27 protein-coding genes are annotated in these 26,678 nt (G+C 50.3%); 5 read left to right on the top strand and 22 right to left on the bottom strand.

What is annotated here, in order from left to right:
* Positions 1-12 precede the first annotated feature (12 nt).
* The 5 genes from ftsH to ACTQ1O_RS09565 all read right to left on the bottom strand — a co-directional run bounded on the left by ftsH (position 13) and on the right by ACTQ1O_RS09565 (position 4,811).
* Positions 13-1,902, bottom strand: a complete 1,890-nt coding sequence (gene ftsH, locus ACTQ1O_RS09585; protein ID WP_441474930.1) for an ATP-dependent zinc metalloprotease FtsH — start codon at positions 1,900-1,902, stop codon at positions 13-15.
* 72 nt (positions 1,903-1,974) lie between these two features.
* Entirely contained in the window at positions 1,975-2,574 is a 600-nt protein-coding gene (locus ACTQ1O_RS09580; RefSeq protein WP_441487073.1) for a DUF6553 family protein, read from the bottom strand.
* A gap of 216 nt (positions 2,575-2,790) precedes the next feature.
* The gene (locus tag ACTQ1O_RS09575) at positions 2,791-3,468 is read right to left on the bottom strand and encodes a J domain-containing protein (RefSeq protein ID WP_441487072.1); all 678 of its coding nucleotides are present in this window, start codon (positions 3,466-3,468) and stop codon (positions 2,791-2,793) included.
* Between the two features lie 50 nt (positions 3,469-3,518).
* The gene (locus ACTQ1O_RS09570) at positions 3,519-4,379 is read right to left on the bottom strand and encodes a DUF5685 family protein (protein ID WP_441487071.1); all 861 of its coding nucleotides are present in this window, start codon (positions 4,377-4,379) and stop codon (positions 3,519-3,521) included.
* A 30-nt stretch (positions 4,380-4,409) separates the two neighbouring features.
* Positions 4,410-4,811: a hypothetical protein gene (locus tag ACTQ1O_RS09565; RefSeq protein ID WP_441487070.1), complete on the bottom strand. Its 402-nt coding sequence runs from the start codon at positions 4,809-4,811 to the stop codon at positions 4,410-4,412.
* A 539-nt stretch (positions 4,812-5,350) separates the two neighbouring features.
* Here ACTQ1O_RS09565 and ACTQ1O_RS09560 point away from each other — a divergent pair.
* On the top strand, positions 5,351-5,755 hold the full coding sequence (locus tag ACTQ1O_RS09560; RefSeq protein ID WP_441487069.1) for a hypothetical protein: 405 nt from the start codon (positions 5,351-5,353) through the stop codon (positions 5,753-5,755).
* Between the two features lie 148 nt (positions 5,756-5,903).
* Here ACTQ1O_RS09560 and ACTQ1O_RS09555 read toward each other — a convergent pair whose 3' ends face one another.
* The 6 genes from ACTQ1O_RS09555 to fba all read right to left on the bottom strand — a co-directional run bounded on the left by ACTQ1O_RS09555 (position 5,904) and on the right by fba (position 12,933).
* Entirely contained in the window at positions 5,904-6,926 is a 1,023-nt protein-coding gene (locus ACTQ1O_RS09555) for an aldo/keto reductase (RefSeq protein WP_441487068.1), read from the bottom strand.
* A gap of 58 nt (positions 6,927-6,984) precedes the next feature.
* Positions 6,985-7,923, bottom strand: a complete 939-nt coding sequence (gene pfkB / locus ACTQ1O_RS09550; protein WP_441487067.1) for a 1-phosphofructokinase — start codon at positions 7,921-7,923, stop codon at positions 6,985-6,987.
* A 70-nt stretch (positions 7,924-7,993) separates the two neighbouring features.
* A complete protein-coding gene (locus ACTQ1O_RS09545; protein ID WP_441101257.1) occupies positions 7,994-9,043 on the bottom strand; it encodes a galactitol-1-phosphate 5-dehydrogenase in 1,050 nt (349 codons plus the stop codon).
* A 121-nt stretch (positions 9,044-9,164) separates the two neighbouring features.
* Positions 9,165-10,688: a xylulokinase gene (gene xylB / locus ACTQ1O_RS09540; RefSeq protein ID WP_441487066.1), complete on the bottom strand. Its 1,524-nt coding sequence runs from the start codon at positions 10,686-10,688 to the stop codon at positions 9,165-9,167.
* 110 nt (positions 10,689-10,798) lie between these two features.
* On the bottom strand, positions 10,799-11,836 hold the full coding sequence (locus ACTQ1O_RS09535) for a LacI family DNA-binding transcriptional regulator (RefSeq protein ID WP_441474921.1): 1,038 nt from the start codon (positions 11,834-11,836) through the stop codon (positions 10,799-10,801).
* A 239-nt stretch (positions 11,837-12,075) separates the two neighbouring features.
* Entirely contained in the window at positions 12,076-12,933 is an 858-nt protein-coding gene (gene fba / locus ACTQ1O_RS09530; protein ID WP_441487065.1) for a class II fructose-1,6-bisphosphate aldolase, read from the bottom strand.
* Between the two features lie 249 nt (positions 12,934-13,182).
* Between fba and ACTQ1O_RS09525 the strand changes: the two genes are divergently transcribed.
* Entirely contained in the window at positions 13,183-13,653 is a 471-nt protein-coding gene (locus ACTQ1O_RS09525) for an RbsD/FucU family protein (RefSeq protein WP_441101241.1), read from the top strand.
* A 272-nt stretch (positions 13,654-13,925) separates the two neighbouring features.
* Here ACTQ1O_RS09525 and ACTQ1O_RS09520 read toward each other — a convergent pair whose 3' ends face one another.
* Both ACTQ1O_RS09520 and ACTQ1O_RS09515 read right to left on the bottom strand, forming a co-directional pair.
* Complete coding sequence (locus tag ACTQ1O_RS09520; protein ID WP_441487064.1) at positions 13,926-15,224, bottom strand: tetratricopeptide repeat protein; 1,299 nt, start codon at positions 15,222-15,224, stop codon at positions 13,926-13,928.
* Between the two features lie 560 nt (positions 15,225-15,784).
* Positions 15,785-17,254 (bottom strand): PucR family transcriptional regulator, encoded by a 1,470-nt coding sequence (locus ACTQ1O_RS09515; protein WP_441487063.1) that lies wholly within the window; start codon positions 17,252-17,254, stop codon positions 15,785-15,787.
* A gap of 367 nt (positions 17,255-17,621) precedes the next feature.
* Here ACTQ1O_RS09515 and ACTQ1O_RS09510 point away from each other — a divergent pair, with 367 nt between their 5' ends.
* The 3 genes from ACTQ1O_RS09510 (at position 17,622) to ACTQ1O_RS09500 (ending at position 19,994) form a co-directional block, all read left to right on the top strand.
* Positions 17,622-18,620: a uroporphyrinogen decarboxylase family protein gene (locus tag ACTQ1O_RS09510; RefSeq protein ID WP_441487062.1), complete on the top strand. Its 999-nt coding sequence runs from the start codon at positions 17,622-17,624 to the stop codon at positions 18,618-18,620.
* Positions 18,621-18,817: 197 nt separating this feature from the next.
* A complete protein-coding gene (locus ACTQ1O_RS09505) occupies positions 18,818-19,429 on the top strand; it encodes a GTP-binding protein (protein ID WP_441487061.1) in 612 nt (203 codons plus the stop codon).
* 4 nt (positions 19,430-19,433) lie between these two features.
* A complete protein-coding gene (locus tag ACTQ1O_RS09500) occupies positions 19,434-19,994 on the top strand; it encodes a hypothetical protein (RefSeq protein ID WP_441487060.1) in 561 nt (186 codons plus the stop codon).
* Between the two features lie 33 nt (positions 19,995-20,027).
* Here ACTQ1O_RS09500 and ACTQ1O_RS09495 read toward each other — a convergent pair whose 3' ends face one another.
* From ACTQ1O_RS09495 to ACTQ1O_RS09455, 9 genes are all read right to left on the bottom strand, one after another.
* Positions 20,028-20,939, bottom strand: coding sequence for a hypothetical protein (locus tag ACTQ1O_RS09495; RefSeq protein WP_441487059.1), 912 nt, complete (start codon positions 20,937-20,939; stop codon positions 20,028-20,030).
* 62 nt (positions 20,940-21,001) lie between these two features.
* Positions 21,002-21,364 carry a fluoride efflux transporter CrcB gene (gene crcB / locus ACTQ1O_RS09490; RefSeq protein WP_279199160.1) on the bottom strand — a complete coding sequence of 121 codons (363 nt, stop codon included), beginning with the start codon at positions 21,362-21,364 and terminating at the stop codon, positions 21,002-21,004.
* A gap of 25 nt (positions 21,365-21,389) precedes the next feature.
* Positions 21,390-22,232, bottom strand: a complete 843-nt coding sequence (locus tag ACTQ1O_RS09485) for a DUF4230 domain-containing protein (RefSeq protein ID WP_441487058.1) — start codon at positions 22,230-22,232, stop codon at positions 21,390-21,392.
* 552 nt (positions 22,233-22,784) lie between these two features.
* Positions 22,785-23,255, bottom strand: a complete 471-nt coding sequence (locus tag ACTQ1O_RS09480) for a hypothetical protein (protein WP_279199163.1) — start codon at positions 23,253-23,255, stop codon at positions 22,785-22,787.
* A gap of 60 nt (positions 23,256-23,315) precedes the next feature.
* Positions 23,316-23,753 carry a hypothetical protein gene (locus tag ACTQ1O_RS09475; protein WP_441487057.1) on the bottom strand — a complete coding sequence of 146 codons (438 nt, stop codon included), beginning with the start codon at positions 23,751-23,753 and terminating at the stop codon, positions 23,316-23,318.
* A 103-nt stretch (positions 23,754-23,856) separates the two neighbouring features.
* Positions 23,857-24,411 carry a hypothetical protein gene (locus tag ACTQ1O_RS09470; RefSeq protein ID WP_279199018.1) on the bottom strand — a complete coding sequence of 185 codons (555 nt, stop codon included), beginning with the start codon at positions 24,409-24,411 and terminating at the stop codon, positions 23,857-23,859.
* A complete protein-coding gene (locus ACTQ1O_RS09465; RefSeq protein ID WP_279199017.1) occupies positions 24,401-25,063 on the bottom strand; it encodes an ABC transporter ATP-binding protein in 663 nt (220 codons plus the stop codon). Before ACTQ1O_RS09465 ends, ACTQ1O_RS09470 begins: the two co-directional genes overlap by 11 nt.
* Positions 25,056-25,913 (bottom strand): hypothetical protein, encoded by an 858-nt coding sequence (locus ACTQ1O_RS09460; protein ID WP_441487056.1) that lies wholly within the window; start codon positions 25,911-25,913, stop codon positions 25,056-25,058. The genes ACTQ1O_RS09465 and ACTQ1O_RS09460 overlap by 8 nt, the downstream gene beginning before the upstream one ends.
* Positions 25,885-26,658, bottom strand: coding sequence for a hypothetical protein (locus tag ACTQ1O_RS09455; RefSeq protein WP_441487055.1), 774 nt, complete (start codon positions 26,656-26,658; stop codon positions 25,885-25,887). The genes ACTQ1O_RS09460 and ACTQ1O_RS09455 overlap by 29 nt, the downstream gene beginning before the upstream one ends.
* Positions 26,659-26,678: the final 20 nt, after the last annotated feature.

Raw genomic sequence — 26,678 nt, 5'->3', positions numbered from 1 at the left:
GTTCACGGTCGTTCAGGACGGACGATTCTGCGAACGCTCCCCGATGACCGTATTCATGATTCTCATGAATTCCTTTCCGGTGATTGTCTCCTGAATAATCAGATAGCCGGCAAGCCGGTCAAGCACATCCCGGTTCTCCCTGAGCATCTGCTTTGCCTTCTCATAGGATGCTTTCAGCATCTTCATGATCTCATGGTCAATCTCTGTCGCCGTCTCATCTCCACAGTCCAGAACTGCTCTGCCATTCAGATATTTGCTCTCGGTTCTGGCAAGTCCCATCAGGCCGAACTTATCAGACATGCCGTACTGCGTGATCATCGCGCGACAGATCTGTGTCGCCTTTTCAATATCATTCGAGGCACCGGTCGTGACATCGCCGAAGACAATTTCCTCCGCCGCCCTTCCCGCGAGGAAGCCCGTCACCATGTCTTCCAGCTCCTTCCGCGAGTTCAGATATTTCTCCTCCTCCGGAACCTGCATGACATATCCAAGCGCTCCCATGGTACGCGGAATAATCGTAATCTTCTGCACCGGCTCGGAATGCTTCTCCAGCGCGTTCACGAGCGCATGACCGACCTCATGATAAGCGACGATCCGGCGCTCCTCCTTGCTGAGAATGCGTTCCTTTTTCTCCTGTCCCACAAGAACAACCTCAACAGCTTCCTGCAGATCCTTCTGGGACACTGCCCGCCTCCCGTGCTTGACAGCCAGGATGGCAGCCTCATTTACCATGTTCGCAAGATCAGATCCTACGGCTCCTGAGGTTGCGAGCGCAATTTCCTGAAAATTCACGGTTTCGTCGAGCATAACCTTTCTCGCGTGTACCTTCAGAATGTTTACACGCCCCTTCAGATCCGGGCGTTCCACAATAATTCTCCGGTCAAAACGTCCCGGCCGAAGCAGTGCGGGATCCAGCACCTCGGGACGGTTTGTCGCGCCGAGCACCAGAAGTCCCGATGCACTGTCAAAGCCGTCCATCTCGGCCAGAAGCTGATTCAGCGTCTGCTCCCGCTCGTCATTACCGCCGCCGTAGCTGGAATCCCTCGTTTTTCCGATGGCGTCGATCTCATCGATAAAGATGATGCATGGCGCCTGCTTTTTTGCCTCCTCAAACAGATCCCGCACACGGGAGGCGCCCACGCCGACAAACATCTCTACAAATTCCGATCCGGAAAGGGAGAAAAACGGGACATGTGCCTCACCGGCAACCGCTTTTGCCAGCAGTGTCTTTCCGGTTCCCGGAGGGCCCACCAGAAGAGCTCCCTTCGGAAGCTTCGCGCCGATCTGTGTATATTTCTGAGGATTATGCAGAAAATCAACCACTTCCTGCAGAGATTCCTTCGCCTCTTCTTCTCCTGCAACGTCCGCAAACGTTACGCCGGTTTCCTTCTGCACATAGGTCCGGGCCTTGCTCTTTCCGACGCCCATGACGCCGCCGCCCTTTCCCATATACCTTAGTACCAGGTTCAGGCCAATCATCATGATCAGAATCGGTATCACAATCTGAAAGACCGCAGACATCACCTGCGAGCCGACGCTGGAGGATTTCTTCTCGTAAGTGATATCCGTGCCCTTCAGCAGCTCATTCAGGCCGTTCTCATCACCAACCAGCGTGGCGCGGTAGGTATATAAGGACAGTTTGTCTCCCTCTTTGAACTTCGGAGTTACCGTCAGTGTGCCGTTCTGCAGCACAACCTTCGAAACCTCATCCTTTTCCACCATCTGCACGAATTTGTCATAGGTGATTTCCTTCGATGAAGACGACTGGAACATGCTGCTGATCACACTGAAAATAATCACTGCCAGCATAATCGCCGTCACGATAATCCAGATCGTCCGGTTATTCCGTCCCGGACCGTTTCCCGAATCCGGTCCGTCATTATCATTGAAATTAAATGACATATCCCTTTTCCCTTCCGGTTGACCGGAAAATGCATTTCATACGGTGTGTGGCACTGTTTCCCGCACGATTCCTTATTTTCCGACGCGCACCCTGTCCATCAGGTATCCCTGCTGATCGTTGTACTTTTCGCAGAAGGCATCCGTCGCCGCCCTGGTAAATACGGCGAGCTCCTTCTCCGCATTCATAACCTGCGGAGTCTCATATGCAAGACGATACACCTCGCCGGCAATCTTCGATATCAATGTCTCACTCTTCATATGCCCCAGTCCGAGCAGGATCGAGCCATAATTCTTGTCTGTCTCACAGAGGTGGAAGTACAGAAGCGTCATATTAAACAGCTCCTCGTAAAGCACCTCCTCGCCGATCTCACCGTACTCTCTGGCAAGCTCCACCTTCCAGTCCGACAGCACGGAAGCCTTTTCCTTTTCGATCTTTTTTCTCCCGAAAAATCCCTTCGATGTCGTGTGCACATAGTAAAGACTCATCCAGCCGCGGATAAAATAGTCGACATCCTGGGAATTCAGCTTGCCGTAACGCTCCTGCAGAAGTTTTGCCCGGAGCTCATTGTCCGGTGCATCTCCCTCCTCGGAAATTGCCTGATCCAGGATCTCCTTTCTCCTGCTGCGATCAAGCTCACGCATGTATCTCTCCACCCATTGCTTTCTCTCCATCTCATCCTCCGATAATAAATAATACTCTATTCTATAATCCGGCAACACTTTCTAATCCGATAATACTCTATGATCCGATAACGCTCTATGATCCGATACGCTCTCTAATCTGTTTCCGGTTCCCATCCAAAACGTTTCCGGATTCACTGTCATGATCTCCATACCTGCAGCAGAAAAAACAGACTAGAGCTTCCGTCACATCCTTTATTCTGCCTGTCAGATACAGCAGCACAGCGGAATGCCGCCGCCTCCCAGGCAGGTACAGCATGCCAGCGTTCCGCAGATCGCCGCGGCGGTTCTGGCACAGGTGCTGCCTCCCTGACTGTCGGTTCCGCCATAACAGGGAGAACCCTCATAGCCATAACCCTGACCCATGTCATTATACCAGGCCCCTCCGGCTGAAATCTGCTGATAAAGCTGCTGGTACCGGCTGTTGTCCGGCTCCATATTGCACGCGGTCTGCGCGTCGTTCTGCGCCGCCACGTTATTTCCGAGTCCGTAATTGGCCACGGCATGCAGATAATACCACTCCGCATTCCGCTCCGAAATATTCTCCAGCACATTCATAGCCTCTGTGAAATGCCTTGTATTGATATAGTTTGCGGCCGCCTGCATCTCCGGATTCTCATACGGCGAATCCGATCTCTGACCATATCCGCCAAAACCGCCGTATCCATATGCGCCGGATCCTCCGGGAATCTTCCCGGACCGCTCGTCCATGATTTGTTTGTATGCTTCCTGAACGAGCTTGAACATCTCCTCTGCCTTGTCCTTGTTGGGATTGTTGATATTGGCATCCGGATGGTACCTGCGGCTCAGCCTGCGGTACGCTTTTTTTACCTCTTCATCACTGGCATCCCTTGAGACACCCAGTACTTTATATGGGTCCTGCATGTGTTCCTCTTTCTGTCTTCCGCCCGAATCCTGTCCGGCGGATCATTTTATTATAGATCATCCTTTGCTTCTTGCAAAGTCCTTTGAGTATCGGCCATCTTCGCCCGCTTCGCGCGATACTTCACCCAGATGCCCGAGTAGATGATATTCCGCAGCAGCTCCTCGTCCAGAAGGATCGGCAGCTTTTCAAAATATTTCGCAATTCCGGCAGCCTGCATTGTCAGAATATCGCCGGCGCGCATCTCATAATCCGCCTCTCTGCAGATCGACAGAAACGGATTATAGCTGCTGTTCCTGCGGTCCTTTTCCAGATCATCCCACGCATCCATCAGATAGATGAACTTCCCGAGATAAAAACCAATCTGTCCCAGATCTTCGGACCAGATATCCTCCCGATACTGGAAAATTTCTGCCATAAGCTTTCCCGTGAGGCCCGCCGCTGTATCCAGCGAACGGTCATTCTTCTCCTCAACTGCGTGCAGTTCCTTCACGTAGCGAAGGATTGCTCTCGTCTGCCTCGGATATTTCCGGGACGTTTTCAGGTAGGCAGGACGCAGGAGACGATACGCCGCAAGGCTCGTTCCCTTCTTCTCATCAATCCAGTCATCCTCGAGATTATGAAATACCAGCATCAGATTCATGTCGGCAGCATACGCCGTATATTCATTCCGGATCACCCGCCGTTTTCTTGCGGGATGAAGGATACACCTCTCCTCTGTGATCCCCGAAGGCCCCTCGTACAGAGCATTCAGAAGAATTGCCAGAAAGGTCATGTCATAGGTCAGTGTGGCCCGCGCGGCCTCTCCGCAGGAATCCTTGAGATCCCGGCAGATACCGCAGTAAAACTCACGGTAACGGTCCAGATCCTTTCCCTTGAGTTCCTCCCGGTCAATCGTGATATATCCAAACATACATCCCTCCATCATCCGCTCTTCAGGTATTTACGTATTTTTGATAAACTGTGTGTGACACCTCGGGCAGGTGATCTGAATATGGCCCTTGCCCTTTGGTACCCGAACCCTCTGCCCGCAGTTTGGACACCGGAAATACGCGTGATCCCTGTCCTTTGCCGCCCGCATACCACCTGTAAAAAAAGACTTCACCCGGTTCCACCCGGACAGAAATCTCCGGTTCTCCTCCGCCCGTCTGCTGATATTTCTCGACATCATCCGAAAAAAAATCCAGACAAGCAGCAGGGCTGTCACAATATTCAGAAAAATATTCGGCACAAAGACAGCCACAAAAAGCAGGGCGATCTCAACATACAGAAGCACCCGCCCCAGCTGATCCACTCCGTATCGCCCGTACATCACACGGCTCACCCAGTCTCGAAATCGATTCATATTCATACCTCCCAAAGTCACGGCCCGATTCCGCCGCTTCCCGCTTCTCAATGTCAATACTTTATCGCGTTTACCCATTGATTGCAATTTTACAATATATAAAATTTTCCGAAAGACGCAATCTCCGTTACGTACCAAACCTGACACTTAGAAGAGCTCAACGCTCAAGCGTAAGGCCGTAAACCACACTCTGTCTCCGAACACTTTCCCGGCTTCCCTCACTCTTTCCTGACTCTTCCTTGACTCTTCCTTGACTCTTCCTTGACTTCCCTGACTCTTCCCTGACTGCCCTGACTCTTCCTTGACATTTCCACTGCATGAAGATATCTTATAAAAGGTATCATGATCAGTATACAAAACAACTGTGAAAAATTGGTGATTACGCACATTTGCCCTGATTATCAGGCTATACACCATTCGCAGATTATACATTGCTGCAGATTATACATTGCCGCAGATTATACATTGCCGCAGATTATACATTGCCGCAGATTATACATTGCCGCAGATTATGCATTATACCAGGAAGGGATCAAATAATGAACAAATCAGAAAACAGCCTCCCGGATGACCGGAAGAATATCACCGGGAACAGCAGCCACAGAAAATACCCCTGGACCATGCGCAGAATTACCGCCCTTTTGGGCATTGTTCTTCTGCTCGTGATGTACGCCCTCACCATGGTGTTCGCACTGGTGAAAAGCCCATACTCGAAGGGACTTCTGATGGGATCGATTTTCTGCACTATAGCTGTCCCTGTACTCCTCTATGCCATGACAATGGTCGCCAGACTCGTCCGCGGGAAAGGAATTCCTGAAGCACACATATCCGACCCGGAAACACATCCAACCGGAACAGCTCAGGCTCCTGCCTCAGAAGCACACGCAGCTAAGGCTCCGGACACGGACAAATGTACACCGAAGAGTGACGCTCACGAAAAATAACCGGCTCTTATCCGGCACATCAGATTTCTTCTATATACTACACAATACTACACAGAGAGACCCGCAGGTGAACTCCATCACCTGCGGGTCTCTGCATCTTTAAATAATCATGCGGCCGGTACAGATCGCATGACTTCCGGCATCACTGTCAATTCTTATCCCAAAGTGCGTCTGTTCCGTCCTCGTCCCAGAGGTCGCGCCAGTCGGTTGCGCCCGGCCACAAGAATACCTGTCCCTTTACCAGCCGGTTCCCGCATTCCATGCCCCGGATCTCTTCCATTTCCTCATCGGTCAGCGGATCCTCCGTCACACATTTCAGATTCGCCGTATAATTTTTCTCCTTGATCGAGAATGGAATCGGGGTGTGCCCCTTCTGAACCGCCCATTTGATCGCGATCAGAACCGGATGCACGCCGTGAGCCTCCGCAATCTTGCGGATTACAGGCTGCTGAAGATCCGCCACATCTTCCGGTGTGCGGTCTCTCTCCGGACGGTCAGGCGAACCGAGCGGACAGAATCCCACGATTTCAATTCCCTGGGAACGAATATAATCATACAGCTCCTGCTGCTGGAAACACGGATGAAGCTCCATCTCGATGCAGGCCGGTTTGATCCGACACAGCGGAAGGACTGCCTTCAGCTTCGGCAGCGTCATATTTGACATACCAATGTGCTTTGTAAGGCCCATATCCACCAGGCGTTCCATCTGTCTCCAGGTTGCCATGAACCTCTTGACCGAAAACGGTTTGGAATTTGGATTCCGCTCCGTCACATCGCATTTCGGCGGATGATAATTCGGGAATGGCCAGTGAACATAGTACATATCCAGATAGTCAAGCTGGAGATCCCGCAGTGTGCGTGCACAGGCCAGAAGAACATCCCCTTTACCGTGCATATCGTTCCACACCTTGGAGACGATGAACATGTCCTCCCTCTTTACCTCTCCGCTCTGGAACGCATCTGCGAAGACCTCTCCGATCTGGTCCTCGTTTCCGTAGCACGCCGCGCAGTCAAAATGACGGTATCCTACCCGGATAGCGCCGCGAACCGCGTCACGCACCTGCTCCGGTGTCGCATGATCGGACCCGAAGGTTCCCATTCCGACCGCCGGCATTTTTGCTCCTGTGTAGAGCGTTCTCTGAGGGATTTTCGCAGGATCAATAAATTCCATTTCTCATTCCTCCTCTTCTAAAAAATATCCATACATCTTTGATCAGGTTTATCCTTCTTTATCGTACTCTGATGATCTCCACGCGATCCCGGATAGCAGTCATGTCCTCCATCCGGAAAAATCCGGTTCTGTCGGTCATCGCGCTCGCTGCCGATATTGCGCTGGCAAGTCTCAGGCAATCCTTCATGTCCAGTCCCCGCGCGATCCCGGCGGCAAAGCCTCCGATCATGGAATCTCCGCAGCCGACTGTATTGACCGCATTGATTTTCGGGACATGAGCCTCGTATACCCCTTCTTCACAGGACATCAGCGACCCTGCACTTCCCAAAGAAATCACAACGGTCGGAATTCCCTTTCCGTGAAGCTCACCTGCCGCCTCCAGAAGCTCGTCCCGGTTTCCCTCCGTCAGCGTTCTTCCGACCAGCATCTGAATCTCATCGATGTTCGGCTTGATCATGAACGGCCTGTAAGCGATGCACTCCTTCAGCGTGCTGCCACTGGTATCCAGAATCACTTTTTTTCCTGCCGCACGCCCTGCGTCGATCAGCCTCTTGTACAGACTGCTGTCGCAGCCGGAAGGCATTGACCCTGAGATCGTCGCCACCGCAGCATCCGAGATATGCTCTCTGAATGTCCGAACCAGTGCGTCCTGATTTGTTTCCGTTGCCTCAAATCCCGGCTCCAGAAATTCCGTCTGCGTTTTATTCACCTCGTCCCAGATATTGATGCAGGAACGCGTCTCTCCGCTGCACCACACAAAATCCTCGCGGATTCCCTCCCGATGCAGATGTTCCTGTACAAACTCACCGGAATGGCCTCCGAGGAACCCGGTCGCCAGGATTTCCTCCCCGGCGATATGCGCAGCTCTGGAGACGTTCAGCCCTTTCCCACCGGCCGAGCGCTCGCAGATTTTTACACGGTTCACCTCGTTCACCCCGAAGCCGTCCACGACGTATCTGGTGTCCACCGCCGCATTTGCGGTTACTGTCAGTATCATACCATATCCTCTCTGTCTTTTTCCTGATTCAATTGCTCTCCATTCTGTTCTCAGCCAGAACTTATCCTTTTTACTTCTCGGAGTCGATCAGAATCTTTCCCTTTACCTTGCCGCGTTCCTTATACCACTGGAACGCATCCGCAATCTGAGAAAGCGGTACAATCTTCCAGATCATTCTCGGATCATACTTCAGCTGGCCTGTGGCAAAATAATGCGCCACATCGGTCCACTCATGACCCGGGAACGGAGCCGAATAGGACATCCAGGATCCGGTAAGCGTAAACTCCTTCCGGTTCAGATTCTCCCACTCGCTCACCGTAAATGTCAGTTCCTTCTTCGGTGTTCCGATGAAGCAGACGCCGGCCTTATTCGCCGCAAGCTGGAATGCCATCTTCATCGTGATGGTGTTGCCCGCCGTCTCATAGACATAGTCATAGCCGACGCCATCGGTCTGAGCCATCGCCTGATCCATAAAGTCATCGTCCAGAGTATTGATCCCGGCGTCCGCGCCAAGCTCTTCGGCAAGAGCCAGTTTTTCCGGAACGATATCAAAAACCACAACCTTCTTCGCGCCGAAGATCTTCGCCCACTGCGCCGTCAGCATACCGATCGGACCGGTACCGAGAATCGCGACGGTGTGGCCGCCCTTGTATCCCGTTCTTTCCAGTCCGTGAAGCGCGATCGTTGCCGGCTCAAAAAGCGCCGCCTGCTCAAAGGAGATGGATTTGTCAAATTTCACCGCATTGATTTCCGGGACGCAGACATACTCAGCGAAGGATCCGAACTGACGGGAACCGATAAAGCTGTAATGCTTGCACAGAGAATAGTCGCCTCTCGCGCAGTCCGGACACTTCATGCACGGAACTAGCGGAACGCCTGCCACATAATCTCCCGGCGCCACCCTTGTCACGCCTTCACCGACCTCTTCCACGATTCCCGAAAATTCATGTCCCAGAACATTCGGGAAAAAGTGGCACGCGTCACCGTTAACCCTCGGCACATCAGAGCCGCAGATTCCGGTATATTTGACCTTGATCAGCACCTCTCCCGCCTTCGGCTGCGGCTTTTCAATATCCTCGTAACGAAGATCATCTCTTGCATGTACCACGCCTGCTTTCATCATGATTGCCATCTTTTCTTCCTCCTGAAGAATTTCTTACGAACACTGCATATTGCACAACATTTAACAAAGATATTTATTCAAATTGACAGCGGCCATCTGTCGCTGACAGTCTGTTGTCTCAAAAACTGCCCCCATTTCGTCTCATAAGTTCCTCGAGATCCCGGTACAGTTCCAGATATGTCTCATAATTTTTCTGATAAACAGCCGCGTTTCCGGGATCCGGCTCATGTCGTCTCGTGTCATGAACAGTGAGCGAAACCGCTTCTTCATAATCATGGTAGAATCCGCAGCCAACTCCGGCGAGCATAACCGCGCCGAGCGTCGTTGCCGTGTCAGAGGACGGAACGACAATTGGCTTTCCCGTGATATCCGACTTGATCTGCGTCCACAGAAGCGAATTCGCCGAGCCTCCCATCGCGCGGAGCAGCTCGACATGCGCCCCCGCTTTCTCAGCCACATCCAGATTATGCTTCAGGGCGTAGGCAACACCCTCCATGCAGGCACGCACCATGTGCCCCTTCGTTTTCGAGAAATCAAGCCCGTAGAACACACCCTTCGCGTCCGGATTCCAGATCGGCGAGCGCTCTCCGCTCATATACGGGAGAAAAACAAGTCCGTCCGATCCGGCCGCAACCTTTTCCGCCTCATGATTCAGCTGCACGAGAGACGACTCTCCGGTCTTCTCCGCCAGGAGACGCTCCTCTCCGGCGAACTCCCGCTCAAACCACCGCATCACTCCGCCGCCTCCGGTCGTACCGCCCTGCAGCAGCCATTTGCCCGGAATGACATGAAACGACAGAATCAGCCTGGGATCCGCCTTATATTCATCCAGGCAGACGCTCATGCCGCCGGCCTGTCCTCCCTGCTCCTGTGTATCCCCGTCGTGAATCACACCGGCGCCAAGCGTTCCGCACGCGGCATCAAGACCTCCCGCAACTACCGGCGTTCCCTCCAGAAGTCCCGTTTCCTTCGCCGCTGCCTCTGTCACCTTACCGATCACCTGATCACAGTTCACGATCTCCGGCAGGAACTCCTTCGGGATTCCGATCTCGGATGCCATATCATAATCCCAGACACCCCTTCTCATATCAAAGCAATGCCAGCCGTACGCGTCACAGATATCTTCCGTTATCTTTCCGGTCAGACGATATCCGATGTATCCGTTCGCGTGCAGAATCTTGTCCGTGTGTGCATAGACCTCCGGAAGGTTTTCTCTGTACCAGAGAACCTTCGGCGTGGTGTAGGAAGGCTGCAGCGCGTTTCCTGCAAGATCAAAAATTCTGTCCTGTCCGATCCGTTCATTGATCCGGTCACACACAGACTGCGCGCGGGTATCCATCCAGATCGGCGTATTCGTCAGATTCTTCCCGTCCTTATCCAGAGCGATGGCGGACCAGCCCTGCCCGTCGATTCCGATTCCACAGATATCCGCAGGCTTCACCTTCCCCTCAGCCCAGATCTTTGCCAATGCCTCACAGACGCCCCGGTACCAGTCCTCCGCATTCTGCTCCGCCCAGCCCGGGTGAGGATAATAAACCGGATAATCACCCGTCGCAGATGCCTCCACCCTGCCGTACCGGTCAAAGGCCGCCACCTTGCACGCGCTCGTTCCGATATCTATTCCCAGTAAAAACTCTCCCATAGTTTCCTAACTTCCTCTCCGGCATCCCAATGCTCCAACGCTGCGTTAGATAAAGCAGGGAACCTGTTCATTCTGCGTTATTCCGGCCAGGCGCCGGCCTGCCTACGGCATCATTTCGCGTTATTCCGGTCAAGCACCGACCTGCCCTCCAGTATCGTTGTGCCGAGCCAGATATGCCTGCGCGCTGATGCATCAGACTCTCCATTTTCCGCATCTCCGATCTCACCGAGCCGCTGCAGCATAATCTCCGCCGCCTTCTCGCCGATTTCATCGACCGGCTGATTGATGATCGTAAGTTTCGGGTGCACCGCCCTCGCGAACTGGGGGTTATCGAATCCCACGACGGAGAGCTCCCCTGGAATCTCGATTCCGGACTCGTTGGCGCCAATCATGGCACCTATCGTCATCCGATAATTCGAAATCACAACCGCCGTCATCTCCGGATGCATCTGCCGCAGCGTCTCAATTCCACAGGTGCCGCTTTCGATCGAATCATCTCCGTGAAAGATATAATCCTCGGCGCAGACAATTCCGTTTTTCTCACACGCCTCACGGTAGCCCCGCATTCTCTGCCTGGCAGCGTTGATCTCCTCCGGTCCGGCAATCATCCCGATATGCGTGTGCCCCTTCTTCACCAGAAGATCCACCGCCGAACGAATCGCCGCACGGTTGTCTACACAGACCGAATCCACATCCAGTCCCTCAATCTGCCGGTCAATCAAAACGACGGGTTTTTCCGTCCGGATAAACTTCCGGAGATTATTCCCGGTAGCGTCAACCGGAAGCACCACGAGTCCGTCTACCCTGCGTTTCAGAAGAAAATCGACAGCCTCTCTCTCCCTGGCGCTGTCTGTCCGGCAATCGCAGACCAGCATGGCATAACCATGCTGACGGAGAATATCCTCGATTTCGCTTAACACTCTCGCGCAGAACGTGCTGTTCAGCTCGGGAATTACCGCGCCGATCATCTTCGTCCGATTCGTCTTCAGCTGCCGCGCCGTCTCGTTTACTTCATAGTGAAGCTCCCCGATCGCCGCCTCGATCTTCGCCCGGTTCTTCGGCCGTACATTTCCTCCATTCAGATAGGAGGAAACCGTCGCTACGCCGCACCCTGCTCTCGTCGCAATGTCCTTTACCGTAGCCGCCATACTTCCTCCCTCCCGTCTTCCGGCGTTGTTCAGTCGTTCTTTCGAAGCCCTCCTGCAGCTGCCTGACGATCAATCGTCCGGATCAATTTCTCTGCGTTTTCAGCGCTCCTGTCTCATTTCGGATCCGTCCGGCCTCAGCTCTTTGCCTTGCCGTCTCAGTTCTCTGCTTTACCGTCGCAGTTCTCCACCTTGCCGTCTCAGTTCTCCGCCTTGCCGTCGCAGCTCTCTGCCTTGCCGTCTCAGTTCTCTGCTTTACCGTCGCAGCCGCAGACCGTCATGCGGTACTTCACCTGCTCAACAACCGCCGCTCTTCCTGCTGCCTGATACTTCTTCGGATCGAATACGTCCGGATCCTCAGCGATGTATTTCTTGACAGCGTCTGTGTATGCCTTACGCAGCTCGGTCGCGAAGTTCACCTTGCAGATACCTCTCTCCACGCAGCTTCTCACCTGTTCATCCGTAAGCCCGGATGCTCCGTGCAGCACAAGCGGAACGTCAACCACCTCACGGATCTCTGCAAGCCGGTTCACATCCAGAACCGGTGTCCCCTTGTAGAAGCCGTGAGCAGTGCCGATGCCGACCGCCAGTGAGGAAATGCCCGTGCGCTCCGCGAATTCCTTCGCCTCCTGCGGATCCGTGTAGATGTCGTCACCGGAAGATACCGTGTCATCCTCCTTGCCGCCTACCTTTCCAAGCTCAGCCTCTGTCGGGATACCGACCGCTGCCGCCATATCTGCTACCCTCTTGCTGATTGCGATGTTCTCCTCAAAAGGAAGCTTTGATCCGTCGATCATGACAGAGGTGTACCCCGCGACAATGCACTTCACAGCCATATCAAAGCTCGGGCCATGATCCAGATGAATGCATACCGGCACACTGGCTGTCTCTGCGACCGCCTTCACCATATTCGCGAACATCTTCGGAGTGGCGTATTTCAGCGTGCCGCCGGTGGTCTGGATCATAACCGGTGCCTTCAGTTCCTCGGCTGCCTGAACAATTGCCTGCACCATCTCCATATTCTCAGCATTAAATGCGCCGACTGCGTAATGTCCCTTCTGTGCATCCAGAAGCATCTGTTTTGAAGTAACGAGTGCCATGTAAGTTCCCTCCTTGTAATCATGCCCATTCGGAGGCCGTGAGATATGCTCCGGCAGACCGAATCGTTTCGGTTTTGGTTTCATTATAGGATGTCCCCACACCTCTGTCAATCACTTTTTCCGAATCGATTCGGTTTTAAGCGAAACGTTTCATTTTTCTATTGAATTGTGGCATAAAAAAAGATAAAATAAGTGTCAGCAGACTATATATGTGTGGTGTAAGGCACCACGGAGAAAGGAGTTTTTATCATGTTAAAAAATGTACCGGCAATCCTGCCGCCCGAGCTTCTGAAGGTTATCTGTGAGATGGGCCATTCTGACCGTCTGGTAATCAGTGACGGAAACTTCCCGGTTCCGACCAAGGGGAAGAACGCGGTCATCGTCCGCATGGACGGTCACGGCGTACCTGAAATTCTTGACGCGATTCTGCAGCTCTTTCCGCTGGATCCCTATGTTGAGCATCCGGTAAATCTGATGGAAGTTATGCCCGGCGACAACGTCGAGACACCGATCTGGGATACCTACAAGGAAATCGTTGCGAAGTATGACAAGCGCGGAGCCGACGCCATCGGCACAATCGAGAGATTCAAGTTCTATGAGGAGACCGAGAAGACCGCTTACTGTGTCATCTCCACAGGCGAAACCGCTCTCTATGCAAACATCATGCTTCAGAAGGGCGTTGTGACACCGGATATGCAGCCGGCACCTTATCAGAAGTAAAATCCTGCCGGCTATACGCGACAGACGATATCGGGCAGTCATGCAGAACCTCTTTGGAGCAGACTGCATATAATTAGAGCAAACGTTACCGACTGCATGTCAGTAGAACAAACATAACCGACTGCATGTCAGTCATTAGAAAGGAGACCGCCGCACAGATTCAAATCTCTGTGCGGCGGTCTCCTTTTTCTCTGATGTCGGATGCTTTGATGCCGGATGCCTTTCTGCTGCCTGATTTTTGACCGGAACAAGCATAGACTGCGTTTCCGCTGTCACTTCCCCTTCCCGCAGCAGTCCTTATACTTCTTTCCGGAACCGCAGGGGCAGGGCTCATTTCTTCCGATCTTTCTGGAGGTGCGCCGATAGGTTCCGCCGTTTCCAACCTCCGGTGCCTGCTTTTTCATCATTTCATGGTAGGAATCCGCAAGCCGCCCGCGCAGGTCATCCAGCCCAATATCATCCATATCCGCGTATTTCTGAATATCCTGAAGCAGTTCCTTCTCAAAGGCGGCCGCATCATTACGGGCACGTCCGATCAGCTCAGCCACGATCAGATAGCTCTGCGGATAATGTGTCTGGAAATAGGAAATCTCATTCTCGTGCTGCGGCAGATACTGAATCATCTGCCAGCAGGCAATCCTCGCGTTAATCCGGATGCCGTTCGCCACATATTCGTCCGAGGAATTCTCCATCTCACCGATGTGCTGCTCCGAATAAATGTTGTTCACAAAATCTTCCAACAGAGGGGAAATCTCCCTGTCGTCACGCAGGCTATAGGACTCTGCGGCTAAATAGGCGCTCGTGATGGTTTCCTGGTATTTTCCCTGCATCACCCCGAGCCTGGATACGAAAGTGACAAATTCCACAAACGGATTCCGGAGCCATTTTTTCTCCAGCTCCATACTCATGACCACGATCAGATCCGCGAGATATTGCTGATAATCCGCCACATGCTCCGCATGTCTCAGAAAATCCTTGTAATCCTCGAGGTCCTTCAGGAACAGATCCTGATTCATGGACACCTCGAGTTCCAGCGCTCTCTGGAAGACACCGTCCATCCACCTCTCGCTGGGCACAAATTTCTCCTTATCGTACTGGATAATGTCCTCCCGGAACGCCTCCAGTGCTTTTTTCTTCAGCCCCATATTTTCCAGGCAGTCCCCATACGCGGAATAAACCATCGGTTCGTACTCTTTTAACGGGAGAATTTTACCGAACTCGGCAGCAGCCTCCCGGTATTTCTTCTGCGCATGGTATGATTTTGCCAGCTGGACGGCCGCCTTCTCAAAATCCGGATGTGCCTCGATCACCTCCCGGAAGATCCGCTCCGCATCCTCAAATCTGCTTTTTTCAAAAAGACACACTCCATAAACCGTCTGCACATACGGATAATCCGGCTTCTTCTGCAGAATTTCCCGGCACATCTCCTCTGCCTTTTCGGAATTTCCGTCTCCAAAGACATCCAGCATCGCGCGGACCTGTGGCCGCATCTCCTCCGGCGCCTCTCTCACGTACTGCTCAAGTGTTTCCGCCACATTTTCATTTTTCACAGCTTTTACAATCTCTGCCATTGAACCATCCTCATTCTGATCAAATTTTCGATATCATACATTTACTGTATAAGTCCAGTCGCAATGTTCTTGGCCCACGGGGAGCTTGCTCACCAGTGGGCAAGAACATTAGCGACGACAACAGGTATGAGCATGGAGCGGTGCGAAGCAACGCGGGAATGCGAATACCTGTTAGCGGCACGGAAGCTGCGAAGCAGCGAAGTGACGCGGGGACTTATACAGTGTGTGGCACGACTTATCATATGGCCGTTTACTGTATAAGCTCTTCGAAAACGCAGACAGGATCGTCGCACGCGAAGCGCGCGTAAGAGACTGTATGCGATTTCGAAGGCAACAGGTATGAGCGTGAAGCCGTGTGAAACACGGCGAAAGCGCGAATGCCTGTAGGATTGCGGGAGTGCGAAGCACGGAGCAATCCGTAGCTTATACAGTGTGTGGCACGACTTATCGTATGGTCGTTACTGTCTGACAACATTTTAACGCAAAACCGGGTGTGCTGCCACCTGAAAAAAACTGCTCTGCCGCCTTAAAACCCGAAAGCGCTTTTCTCCCCGTTCTGCCTACGTATCTGCCTCCTGATCCGGATACATAAGAAATGACACCATAATTGCCGTTCTCTCCTGTGTGTCATTAAGGTCTACCTTGTATTTGTCTTCAATTCTTCTAATCCGGTACAGCAGGGTATTCTTGTGAATATGAAGGCGCTCCGAAGCCCTGACAAGGCTTCTCTCCTCCTGCAGGTATACCTGCAGTGTATGAAAATACTCCGTATGATTTCTCCGGTCTGCAGAACGGAGCTGTTTCAGAACCGGATGTTCCAGATCAATGGATACATTTTTTCGCAAAATATTCTGCAGATAGTAAACGACACACTCCCGGCAAAACATGACGCGCCGCCCGTTCCGCTCCCCGTAATGCATCGCAATATCTGCCTGTTCAAAATACTGTCGAAGCTTCATCACATCCTGAAACGGATAACTGATTCCCATATACAGGTCAACCGGTTTCAGATACCGGGTCAGGTCCTGCAGAAAGCGGGAGAACTGCAGATGCGTCGCATTTACGACCATCATCAGGCCTTTATCGACCTGGAGCACATAGCAATCGGAATAAAGCTGTGAAATCTGATGAATCAGCCTCTCATACACCAGTTCACTTCCAGCACTCACCTGAAACCGGAGGACCCGTTTACTGTCCTCATCCTTCCAGCCGATTCTCCGGAAGAACTGATACACCGTATCGCTTTTCATCACCGGATCCTGCCGCAGCAGCCTCAGAAAGACCGCATTCTGCTCCGGAGCCTCCAGGACGATTCCATTTCGATCCCACCAACGCAGAATCTGAGCATTAAATACATGGAAAACCTGCCGTGCCGCCTCTCCGCCTTCCGTCCGGCCAAGTGTCACAAAGCTGAAGCCCCAGAAAAAGCCGTTGATAAAAATATTCTGAACAAGAGAATTCTTTTTCAGTATTGGTTCCTGAAAATAATACGAGTTTCGATTCGTGAGATTGGACTGCAGGCTTTTTACCACGGGGACTACATGATCCAGAGGCATTCCTTCCTCTATCCGCAGCTGGTCAGCATACTCAGCCGGAACTGTTTTTTCGATGTACTGCCTTCCCGCAATACTTTTCAGGATAAATCCGCTGTTCATCACAACTACCATTTCCTGAAAAATATTCGCCGCCTCCTGCGTAATATCCTGCAGCGAACAGTGAGCATCAATCAGATCCCGTACATGAAGATCCCACTCCAGATACCTGTCGATGGTGTACTGCACCTTTTCGTAGATTTCCTCCATACTCCCGCAATCTACAACCAGATAATCATTTCTGTTGACACAGATCACCCTGTTCTTCATGGTCGGGATAAAATCCTCGGAAGGGCAGATATAGACCGTGTGCGGGCTGACATTGTCGCCCCTGAACAAAAGCGAAACATTACGGATACTCATCTCACCGCCTGAAATATGGCTGTCGATTGCATATTCCTTCAGATTGTCCCGAATGATCCACATGCTAAGATACATCTCGAATATCTCCTCCGCCTTCGGTTCTGACACCCGTCTCACCTGTCCAGAAAAACTGCCGCCTCTCTCGTCACACTTCCTCCGCCTTCGGTCCTGACACCCGTCTCATCTGTCAGATATCTTGTGATTCTATAACAAGTGTCTGTGCTTATTATAGCACATTTATGTGTTTATAGCCCATATTCAACTGCTCCCTCAATGCATACAATAAACCTATACGATGCATCACGCTACACACTGTATCAGTTGCCGATCGCTCCGTGCCTTGCACTCGCGCAATCCAACGCCGTACAGATCTGCCATGATGCTGAAAGCAAGAACACTCCGGAAAATTCTGAGAACGTAAAAAACAAGGAGGAACCTACACATGTTATCACCAAAAGAGAACTACAGACAGATTTTCCTGCACAAGCCGGTGGAATACACCCCCTGCACCCTTACAGACGGGGCAATCTTCGGATTCGGAGCAAAAAATGGTCCCTGGTTTGAAAAAGGCCCAGAGGGCGGTGGCTACGACGGATTCGGTGTCCGCTGGGTCACCCCTGACTCGGGCAATAATGCAGCCATCCCCGCTCCCGGTGAATTCATTCTCGATGACATTACCGAATGGAAAAAGGTGAAGTTCCCGGATCTGGACAATTACGACTGGGAAGATGAGGCTAGAAAAGACTTCTCCGGAATAAACCGCGACAATGTGCTCGTTGAGTTCGGCGTAGGAAACGGTGTATACGAGCGGCTCGCCGCTCTGATGGGTTTTGAAGAGGCACTGATCTCCCTTGCCATGGAGCCTGAAGCCTGTATGGAATTTTTTGACAAAGTCTCCGATTATCAGTGCGAATACATCGATTATATCGTCAAGTATTATCATCCGGACATCATCAATTACTATGACGACATCGCAACACAGCGAAACCTGTTTATGTCGCCTACCACTTACCGGGAACTGATCAAACCCTTCCACAAGAAGGTAATACAGCATATTCATGAAAAAGGATGCTACACCATGCAGCATACCTGCGGTCATGCTGAATCTGTTATCGAGGATATGATTGATATCGGCGTGGACTGCTGGGTATCCGTACAGCCCTGCAACGACATTCAGAATCTGATCCAGCAATATGGAGACCAAATCTCCTTTGCAGGCGGTATGGACACAAACGGCGCAGTCGCCGGTGAAGGCGCGACCCCGGAAATGATTCGCGCCGAGGCCAGACGTGTCGTTGACGAATACGGAAAATACCATAAAGCTTTCGCCCTGTTCGGTTTCTTCCTGAATCATGATCCGAAAGCTCTCGGCCAGAACTTCGGCATTCTGTTTGACGAATTCATGCCATACCGGATGACCAGATGCAACAGCCTGACATAAGCAAAATGCATCACGGCCGGAATTTCATTAGAAGTTCCCGATCAGCCACGCCTTAAAGCAAACGCAGACAAAATATATCGATTCCGACACTCCATAAGAATCCTTGAAATTCTTGATCAGACAGAAGTTACAGATGTCAATTACCCACTATCTTAAGGCAGTAGATTTCCGCCTACAGCAAAGAAAGGCTTTTGTATATGAAAATCATAATCCTCGGCGGCTTTCTCGGGGCCGGGAAAACCACCGTCCTGCTTCAATATGCGCGCAGCTTGATCACACACAGCACGCAGAAAGGCAATCCTGTCGTCATACTTGAGAATGAGATCAGTGAAGCCGGCGTTGACAATCAGCTATTGTCACGCAATCATTTTCTCGTAAAAAATATCTTCTCAGGATGCATCTGCTGTACCAGCTCTGCGCAGCTGGAGCAATCCGTCCGGGAAATCGAACGAAACTACTCGCCGGAATATCTCCTGATCGAATCGACTGGGATGGCATATCCCGACAGCGTCCGCCGCACCCTCAGAGATGCCGGCAGCTGGGATACGGGAATCGTTGCGCTTGTCGACTGTAAAAGATGGCAGAAAGTGAAACGTGCCATGCCTGACTTTGTCACCAGCCAGTTGAAGGATGCATCTGTCATACTCGCCAACAAGATCGATAATGTCAATGAAAATGAGCAAAGAGAAGTCATTGCCGACGTCAGCCTCTATAACTCCAATGCCCGCATCTTCCCGATCAGTGCCATAAAAAAACAGCCCGATGAGCTGTGGACGGAGATCACAGCTCTGTGCCTGGGAAAGGGGTAATTTTATGCCGAAAAATGACAGAAACGTAAATACAGAAGATCCAGTGACGGAAATCGATAACATTCCAGATAACGATCGCTCCCTGACGAAAGCTGGAAACCAGCCGTACCGGCAGGAACAAAATCATCCGGATCCTCATCATTCGGATCAGCAAAATCCGAATCAGCGCTGTACGAATCCTCACCATTGGGATCATGACCATCATGATCAAAAGAGTGACACTTCACTTCCCCTGGTCGATGTAGATATTCTGGACAATGCTGTAATCGGCACGGTCAAGTGCAAAATCCCCGGAGAATATGAAGCGGCAAAGAAGAAGCTTGCAGAAGCCATGCAGAAAACCGCCAGGGATGTAGAATCCTCTGGCGGACTTATCGGGCACATCAAGGCATTTCTCAGACAAGAATGCAGAACCTGTACGATTTCGATCACCGAAGCCGGCGATATGCAGGAAAAAGAAGATGAGAACCCGTCACTCTACGTTGACAATGCAGCAATTGTCTTTGGCATCTCAGCCACAGAACTGGAGAAGATCCTGAGGCGCTGCTTCGCCGCATGGCTCTGAAAAAAGTTTTCCTGCTCTGAAAAAGCGCTTTTCTTACTTCCCGACGTCCACCCGGCTCACGCACTTCACGCCGAGCCTCACCACGTTGACGTCTGAGAAATTATACTCCGCGTACCGGTATATACACGGAATCTTGTATTCTTCACCGGTCTGCGCACTATAGGCGACCAGCGTCGTACGGATCTGATCCATATCGCAGAGGTTCTTCAGCATGCCATACTGACACTTCAGAAGAGCCGTGCCTTCCGGCATCAGTTCTGCCTCCACATACCGCCCGGAACCGAGATCTCCGATTCTCCGGGAGAGATAATACAAACTGTAGCGGTACTTCTGACACTGGCCGTCAATCTCACGGATCTCCTCCGCCGTAATATCCGCATTATTAAGAGGAACCGTGAAACTGATCTCCGTTTTCCTGTTCTTTGGATACGTGCGTATTGCCTCCGCACGAAGAGCATCTGTCTTCATCTTGATATCATGGTACTGTGTCTCTGTGGCGTTTTTCACGAGATCCGCAAGGAAAAGCTCCAGTCTCAGGCGATCCTGATCCCCTTTCTTCTCCTGCTCCAGCATTTTCCGGTACTCCGTCTCATAACCGGGGTGAATCCGCTCCATGACCGCCTCATCAAAGCAGATTTTACCCTCCTGTGAAACGGGAGATGTCCTTAGAAGCCCGTTCCTGTCTTCCCTTTCTCTCTCCTGATCCGCCGTCATCTCCGAAGATACGGCTCTCTCTTCCGTTCTTTCGGGAAACGTCTCCAGGTGATACCAGCGCAGATATTCCTTCACATTTCTGAAATTCATACCGCTGTAGTCACAGCAGTTGATCCGGTCCAGATCGTTTTCCATCGCGCCATTCATCTGTTCCGCAATGCACTTCTCTGTTCTTCGCTCCCGAAGAGACTCCAGGAAGGAATTCCGTTTTCTTCTTTTTTCTTCCGCCATAAAAGCAACCTTTATCCGTAATATGATTCTAAACGATTCTCCAATATCCGGGCTTATATACATTATATCATCAGAGCGAGCTTCCTTCCGCAATAAATGCCGAACAGGCAGCAGGCAACACTCAGCACGATATAAGTTCCTCCTGCAAAGTACGCCCTTTTCTCCAGCAGCCGGAACGCCTCCAGCGAAAAGGTTGAGAAAGTGGTGAATCCCCCGCACACTCCTGTCTTCCAGAACAGTACCGCATTTTGCGATACGCCCTCTTTTCCGGAAGCTGCACCGACCACAAAGCCGATCAGAACGGCGCCGGCGATATTCGTAAGAAGCGTCAATACCGGAAAATCCGTCTTCACCGGAATCAGACTGATCGCATATCTTCCGACAGCACCAAGCGCGCCTCCCAGTGCGACAAACAAAAAGCCCATTTTTCAGATCCTCCTGCCCACATAATTAAGAAGTGCTCACAGAAGAGTCCGCCGCGGAAACAGCATTCTCTGTATTCTCATCCTGAAAATCAATTTTGACCTTATATGCAGGCGATATTTCTTCCACAACTGGTTCATATGTTTCATATGCCTGCATTTTTGCAAAGGAATCCGCCTGTTTCATAGCCTCCTCTGTACTCAGACTATCTCTGAGTTTTTCAACTGCCTCTGTCTCAAAGCTCTTGCTTTCCTCTGCATTCATTTTGATGTCGCCGAATGCCAGCCAGCCTCTGCTGGTATCGCCGACCTCTGTCTTCTCCGGGTCAAAGACAACCGAATGTAATTCAGCTCGTGGAATCTTAATTGTGATCTGATATTTTTCCTCATCCAGCGAGATGTCCTTCGCCGTGATATCGGTCAGGTCAATGGTGTACTCTCCGGTTCCATGAATCGTCAGAATCTGTGATTTGTTGAATACAGCCCAGTTCATGAATCCCGTATTCGTAATCGTTGTATTCACGGAAGCGTCCCGCTCTTCCACAATCAGGAGCTGCTTCTTCTTTGCAAGGCCGAGAATCGGTTTTTCGAAATCCACAGCCTTAAACCCGAAAATACCATGGTTTTCCAGCGTAAGATCGTGATCCTCTACAGGCTTCACCTGTTCATGGTTTACCCGCCAGGATGAATACACCTTCACCCCAAAGACACATGCCAGGACCAGGACGATCAGAAACAGAACTCCCCTGACCCCGATTCCCCTTCTTCTGCCCGCACCGCCATATTTCTTAAAGGCACGTGCAACTGACTCATCCACAGCGTTGGAAACGACCGTTTTCAATTCTTCATCGTTTGTATGAATCTCACTCATCTGCAAATCCTTTCACAGCAAGTACCCAAGTACCTTTGTAACTTTCCGTACGTCATCATCTCAAGCGGAAAAATACCACCTGTGCGCTCTTATGATTGCGGTGCAGAATAGTCACATCCATTTTATAACAAATCCCTTTTATCGCAAATCTCTTTCTCAAAAGTTTGTAAAGGAAAAAGCCGCAAACCCCCATTCTTTAAGGATTTGCGGCTTTTCCACCAAATATCGAGGTTACTGGATTCGAACCAGCGGCCTCTACGTCCCGAAGATCTCCAGAAAACAAAAATATTGGTTCGAAAAGAGCCAGAAATGCAGTAATAGCAAGGGCTCGCGGGACATTGCATTTACTTCGATTTTCTTGCGTTTATTTTGCTAGATCACGGGTTCTGTCATACTTTTGTCGGATCATTTCAGGCAGGCTGATGAATCGTTATTATTTCTTGCAACGGAAAACATCCATACCATATGCTGTTCTTACACCAGCTCACTATGTTTAGTTCTTAACAGTCTTTATATCTGAATCCCACACATAGCAAATCGCAAAATTCATTTTTATGCCATTGACATGATTTCTTTCTTTAGCAAATTTACCTGCTCCTCTGTAAGACCAGTATAATCTACAATCTTTTGTTCAGGCTCACCACTTTTAATCATGCGTTCGGCCATATCCACCTGCGCCTTGTCATAACCTCTTTCAGCGCCCTTATTCTCAATCACATCACTATAATTACACATATCATTCACCTCCTGCACAATTTCTTCGGTGATCTCAATCTTAAAATCTTTTTCCATTCGCATGAGCTTTTCTTCAGGCTGTATTATAGTGGAAAGGATCGTAATCAGCATCTCATGTAGTTTCGTGGCTTTATTTCCGGCCTTTTCCAGCTCATCATCCTTTGGCAGCCGGATCATGACCACACGCATTAGGTCTATTCTCGGATCTCCATCATAACTGCCATATAGATTTTCACCAGTAACCCCATACTGTGTAATTGTATTCGCCCACTTCTGAGGACAGTTCATTACAATCCAGATAGAATAAACTTTCTGTAAATTCTCATAATGATCTCTCTTGACATTGCGTCACATTTGTTCAGAAATCAATCGGCAACAGTACGCAATACCCCGCGTTTCAAGATAATAAGAACGGTAAGGTGTTCCCTGTGCTTCAATATTGATGATCAACGTATACTCCGCCGGAGTCTTTCCTTTCGGAGATTTTGCGAAGAACCTCACATCATAAGTGACCGTATTTTCGCCCAGTTCCGCACTCTCCTGAGGCATCCCTGTAATCATATCATTAGTTGTGCCAGGATACACAGGGATTGACGCAACCGAGGGATTTTCAATCAGTTCTTCTATTTCTTGTCTGTTAAGACCTTCAAATTCTGAGACGGTATACTGCAAAATCCATGCAAGCACTGGCTTCTCAGCCAGTATCTTCTTGATTGTAGTATCCAGTTTAGCTTTGTAACCAGCGGTTACAAGAGTCTGTCCCAGTGTGTTCAGTCTTTTTCCCACAGGAACACTCCTCCTTATGATTCAAGAGTAACATCAGGATCCTGACTGGTCAATGCCAGGATATAAATCATAAGTTGCCGATAGCTTTCCCTTGATTGCTTTATTAAAGATCCAGCTCCAGTCTCTGTCTTTCCGGATAGTATTCACTGCAGGAAATCCAGAATTTTTCCTTTTCTATAGATTTCCATTGCGCATCCGTAAACGAAATGCTATGGATAACATAATACAAATCACTTTCTGCTTCTCCCCCCACGGGAATCGTGATATTGATACCAGAGGTACCAGTACTGTCACCTGATGAAAGGAATTCCAGCGATACGCCTTGGGAATACCCGGTTGTCGACATGTAAAATTCAGACAGGTCAACTGTCTCCTCGCTGCTTCCCATATTCGCAAATAAGAGGTGCGCATGTATGACGCGATAATCTCCCTGTCCATTCGGATTGATCTGGTCACTCTTCCAATTCTGCGGCATATATTCAGAATCTTCTACTTTGATTGTGACGGAATCATTGAAGGAGAGCGCTTCCCCTTCAGGCACACTGTTTAGCGCAGTCTCTGCATATGCACGGTTTACATTACGATATCCAATTCCGAAGGTGACCGTAAGTGCAGCCAGAACAGAGAGAATCAAGGATACTTTTACTTTATTTTTCACCTGTTATCCTTCCCTCCTCCATACAGTAGACCTTATCAGCTGCATTTCCTAAGTCAGCCAGATCATGCGATGCCACAATAATCAGCGCGCCTCTCTCCTTCTCCTCCTGTATCAGCCTCCAGAAATTCTCTGTACTTTTCTGGTCCAGTGCGTTTGTCGGTTCATCCAGGAGTATCAGGTCCGGCTTTTCCATGATGGCGGCAGCGATTCCCACCTTCTGCTTCATGCCGAGGGAGCATTGTCTGAATTTCTTGTTGCGGTTGTCAAACATCCCCACCCGCTTTAAAACCGCTTCAATTTCGTCCTTTCCTATGACACCGCGGATTTCAGCCAGGCTTTCCAGATTATCCATAACCGTGTAGTTATTCAGAAATCCGGGCGATTCAATTAATACGCCGCAGCTTTCGGGAAATGAATGTCTGCGGTCCAGCTTTTTCCCGTCTATGATCACCTCGCCTTCACTTGGAAGCACCAGCCCGCAGAGAACGCGAAGCAGCATGGATTTTCCGCACCCATTTTTACCCTGCAGTCCGCAGATACAGCCTTTGTCCAGAGAAAAGCTGATATCCTGAAGGATTTCAACACCCTTAATCATTTTTGAAACATGCTCCACCTGAAGATAACCCATACGTGCTCCTTTATTTTTATCCATGAACGATAAAATCTTTTTTCTGAATGTATTGATATGCAATTACAATAGACAGAAAGGCAGCTGCGGAAGCAGCAATACCTGATATCCCCAGACGCACGTGTCCGTCAAGTCCTGGCTGTAAACGTGTCCACATCGTGGCGTTCAGGAAAAGGACGTCATTCATCCAGGCAACAGTCAAGACCAATAAGATAACCAGACTGATGAAACCATACAGGCATCCGGAAATTTCAGAAACCAGGAACTGGATCATGCCGGCTGCAATCAGAGAAATAAGAAGCATCCAGCAAAACCCGGGAAAACAGCTGCGGAAAATCTGCTGCGAAATATCTGTCTGTGTCAGGGCACCCTGTACTTCCTCATGGACCTGTAATCCGGCGTTTCCCGAACCGGCACAGCCTGCCAGATATAAAGCCAGTATTGCAGCTATCGCATAAACAAACGCATCCAGCAGTATCCAGCAGATGATCCTTCCACTCCACGCCAGCCTGGAAGGATACCGGATGATTCTGCCCTTCATAGCCAGTCTGAATTCCTCCGATAAGCGAAGGCATAAAATCAGGACAAACCCAAGGTAATATGCGAACCAGAATATCGGTACATTAAAGGGCGGGCCGTCCTGCACAAGATATGACGGCAGGTTTCCCTTGAAGAAAAACAGCATCAGGTCTCCTGCCGACCAGGCGATCCGGCTCTGTCTGTACTGTTCTATGTTCGAAAGATTTGTCCGGAACAGAAGGAAAGCAAACAGGACAAGCCCGAAAGCTGTCAGCAGCAGACACAGCTCATGCTTCGTCCACGTTACAACCCTGATATGCTTTTTCCTATTTCTGGAAATAATCCCTGTGTTCAAAGAAAGACCTTCCTGCCTGTATCATGATAAAGGCACCAATAGAGCATAACGCCACTGTCAGAAGATACCATTGTGCATTCTTAACAAAACCATACCGGATATTGATCAGGTCAAAAAATACAGGAACCTGGCATCTGGATTCGACCACCCCGATACCTATAAATAAAAGCATGCACCAGACACTGCCAAGCCTGTTCCACGAACAGATATCCTGCAGGATGAAAATCAGCAGGTATTTCATGAACAGACAATAGCATGCAAAAAGGAAAACCCACCCGGTTTCAATATGCACTACGGAAAATGTCTCCGCATAAAAAAAGCTGGAATCCGAAAACCAGTTATTTGCCGGAATTGAAAAAATCCCCGCTATAAGAAACGTTCCTGCAATCTGGATCACAGCCAGGTAGACCGCAAACAAGGCAGAGGACTTCATCATATTATCAAAAATCTCTTTCCTTGTTCTCAAACGGACAATGGACTGCGCATGATATGTCTTTACATGAATCGCCCAGTTGGCAAGTGCAGCCGCAGGAACGATAACAATGCCCATGGAAACACTGTCCTGGAATTTACGCATAAGGTCCAGAAAACATATATCAAGCCGGTAAAAATCACACAACCTCCGAAACACAAGAAAAACACCCAAAATTGCGATCAGAATCCAGATGGCAGGCAGTCCAAGGACCAGAATGCCTCTGCAACATTTCTTATGTTTATAGGCATCGCTTTTTCCCATATCAGACATTCACTTCTATCCTCAGAACA

Origin of the sequence: Bilifractor sp. LCP21S3_A7, assembly GCF_052118825.1 — a bacterium.
Taxonomy (GTDB): Bacteria; Bacillota; Clostridia; order Lachnospirales; family Lachnospiraceae; genus Bilifractor.
Note: the sequence above shows the minus strand (reverse complement) of the source record. Positions and strands in the feature narration are given on the sequence as shown.

Coding starts and splice junctions, on each gene's coding strand:
- ftsH (WP_441474930.1), bottom strand. CDS start 1,902: ATGTCATTTAATTTCAATGATAATGACGGACCGGATTCGGGAAACGGT.
- ACTQ1O_RS09580 (WP_441487073.1), bottom strand. CDS start 2,574: ATGGAGAGAAAGCAATGGGTGGAGAGATACATGCGTGAGCTTGATCGC.
- ACTQ1O_RS09575 (WP_441487072.1), bottom strand. CDS start 3,468: ATGCAGGACCCATATAAAGTACTGGGTGTCTCAAGGGATGCCAGTGAT.
- ACTQ1O_RS09570 (WP_441487071.1), bottom strand. CDS start 4,379: ATGTTTGGATATATCACGATTGACCGGGAGGAACTCAAGGGAAAGGAT.
- ACTQ1O_RS09565 (WP_441487070.1), bottom strand. CDS start 4,811: ATGAATCGATTTCGAGACTGGGTGAGCCGTGTGATGTACGGGCGATAC.
- ACTQ1O_RS09560 (WP_441487069.1), top strand. CDS start 5,351: ATGAACAAATCAGAAAACAGCCTCCCGGATGACCGGAAGAATATCACC.
- ACTQ1O_RS09555 (WP_441487068.1), bottom strand. CDS start 6,926: ATGGAATTTATTGATCCTGCGAAAATCCCTCAGAGAACGCTCTACACA.
- pfkB (WP_441487067.1), bottom strand. CDS start 7,923: ATGATACTGACAGTAACCGCAAATGCGGCGGTGGACACCAGATACGTC.
- ACTQ1O_RS09545 (WP_441101257.1), bottom strand. CDS start 9,043: ATGAAAGCAGGCGTGGTACATGCAAGAGATGATCTTCGTTACGAGGAT.
- xylB (WP_441487066.1), bottom strand. CDS start 10,688: ATGGGAGAGTTTTTACTGGGAATAGATATCGGAACGAGCGCGTGCAAG.
- ACTQ1O_RS09535 (WP_441474921.1), bottom strand. CDS start 11,836: ATGGCGGCTACGGTAAAGGACATTGCGACGAGAGCAGGGTGCGGCGTA.
- fba (WP_441487065.1), bottom strand. CDS start 12,933: ATGGCACTCGTTACTTCAAAACAGATGCTTCTGGATGCACAGAAGGGA.
- ACTQ1O_RS09525 (WP_441101241.1), top strand. CDS start 13,183: ATGTTAAAAAATGTACCGGCAATCCTGCCGCCCGAGCTTCTGAAGGTT.
- ACTQ1O_RS09520 (WP_441487064.1), bottom strand. CDS start 15,224: ATGGCAGAGATTGTAAAAGCTGTGAAAAATGAAAATGTGGCGGAAACA.
- ACTQ1O_RS09515 (WP_441487063.1), bottom strand. CDS start 17,254: ATGTATCTTAGCATGTGGATCATTCGGGACAATCTGAAGGAATATGCA.
- ACTQ1O_RS09510 (WP_441487062.1), top strand. CDS start 17,622: ATGTTATCACCAAAAGAGAACTACAGACAGATTTTCCTGCACAAGCCG.
- ACTQ1O_RS09505 (WP_441487061.1), top strand. CDS start 18,818: ATGAAAATCATAATCCTCGGCGGCTTTCTCGGGGCCGGGAAAACCACC.
- ACTQ1O_RS09500 (WP_441487060.1), top strand. CDS start 19,434: ATGCCGAAAAATGACAGAAACGTAAATACAGAAGATCCAGTGACGGAA.
- ACTQ1O_RS09495 (WP_441487059.1), bottom strand. CDS start 20,939: ATGGCGGAAGAAAAAAGAAGAAAACGGAATTCCTTCCTGGAGTCTCTT.
- crcB (WP_279199160.1), bottom strand. CDS start 21,364: ATGGGCTTTTTGTTTGTCGCACTGGGAGGCGCGCTTGGTGCTGTCGGA.
- ACTQ1O_RS09485 (WP_441487058.1), bottom strand. CDS start 22,232: ATGAGTGAGATTCATACAAACGATGAAGAATTGAAAACGGTCGTTTCC.
- ACTQ1O_RS09480 (WP_279199163.1), bottom strand. CDS start 23,255: ATGAACTGTCCTCAGAAGTGGGCGAATACAATTACACAGTATGGGGTT.
- ACTQ1O_RS09465 (WP_279199017.1), bottom strand. CDS start 25,063: ATGGATAAAAATAAAGGAGCACGTATGGGTTATCTTCAGGTGGAGCAT.
- ACTQ1O_RS09455 (WP_441487055.1), bottom strand. CDS start 26,658: ATGTCTGATATGGGAAAAAGCGATGCCTATAAACATAAGAAATGTTGC.